The organism is Faecalimicrobium dakarense, from assembly GCF_000499525.1.
Taxonomy (GTDB): Bacteria; Bacillota; Clostridia; order Peptostreptococcales; family Peptostreptococcaceae; genus Faecalimicrobium; species Faecalimicrobium dakarense.
Window position 1 is genome coordinate 1 of the sequence record NZ_HG529425.1, and the last position, 1,524, is coordinate 1,524.

The following is a 1,524-nucleotide window of genomic DNA, read 5'->3' on the forward strand; positions in this document are numbered from 1 at the left end:
GCATTTTTGTTTTTCGATTTAATTAAAATAATTTAATAAATATAATAAATCCTAATTATAGTATAGAAAAATATATTTAATATTAATATTATTACGAACTATTATTTTTAAAAAATATAAAAAGTTTAAAAACTATTGATAAAGTATGAATTATTATATATAATAAGTATGTAAAGTTAAGAATAAAACGAACGATTTATATTATAAAAAATGAATTAGGAGGTACCATATGCAAGTCACACAAACGGCTAACAAAAATGTATTAGATAGAGTATTTAAGTTATCAGAACATAATACAAACGTAAAAACAGAAATTATGGCAGGCATTACGACATTTATGACAATGGCATATATATTAGTTGTTAATGTTAACATACTAGCAGATGCAGGTATGGATAGAGGAGCTGTATTTGCAGCAACAGCAATAGCAGCCTTTATAGGAAGTACTGTAATGGGATTATTAGCAAATTATCCAATAGCATTAGCACCAGGTATGGGACTTAACGCATTCTTTGCTTATACAGTAGTTTTAGGAATGGGATACAGTTGGCAATTTGCACTATGTGCAGTTTTAATAGAAGGAATTATATTTATATTACTTACAATAACAAATGTTAGAGAAAAGATTATAGACTGTATACCATCAGTATTAAAGCATGCTGTTACAGCTGGGATAGGATTATTTATAGCATTTATAGGATTATCAAATGCAGGAATAGTTGTTAACGGAGCAACAATACTTGCTTTAGGAAATTTAAAAGATCCATTAGTTTTATTAACAATAGTAGGATTATTATTAGCAGCAGTTTTAATAGCTAAAAATGTAAAAGGAGCATTCCTTTTAGCGATGATAACAATATCTGCAATAGGTATGGTAGCTGGTTTAGTAGAATTACCTAAGGGAATAGTTTCGGCAGCTCCATCATTAAAGCCAGTATTTTTACAAGCTTTATCAGTACCAGCAGAACAAATATTTAGTTTAGATATGGTTGTAGTAGTATTTACATTCTTATTTGTAGATTTATTTGATACAGTAGGATGTTTAGTAGGAGTAGCTTCAAAAGGAAATATGCTAGATGAGAACGGAAAATTACCAAAAGCAAAGCAAGCTTTATTTGCAGATGCAGTAGCAACTACTTCAGGAGCTTTACTTGGAACTTCAACTGTTACAGCTTATGTAGAAAGTGCAGCAGGTATAGGAGATGGTGGAAGAACTGGATTAACAGCAGTTACAACTGGATTATTATTCTTACTATCATTATTCTTTGCTCCAGTATTTACTGCAATACCAACGCAAGCAACAGCTCCAGTACTTATATTAGTAGGGGTTATGATGGCGAGTTCTCTTAAAGAAATAGATTTTAGTGATTTCACAAATGCTATACCAGCATTCTTAACATTTGCAATGATGCCACTTGCATATAGCATAGCTGATGGTATAATATTTGGAATAATATCATATGTAGTTTTAAAAATAGCAACTAAAAGAGCTAAAGAAATAAATTTATCATTAATAATACTTTC

General features: G+C 29.7%; 1 protein-coding gene. It reads left to right on the forward strand.

What is annotated here, in order from left to right; translation table 11 throughout:
- Positions 1 to 229: 229 nt before the first annotated feature.
- Positions 230 to 1,524 (forward strand): NCS2 family permease (locus BN899_RS16395; RefSeq protein WP_042277705.1); only part of this gene is annotated, 1,295 nt, incomplete at its 3' end.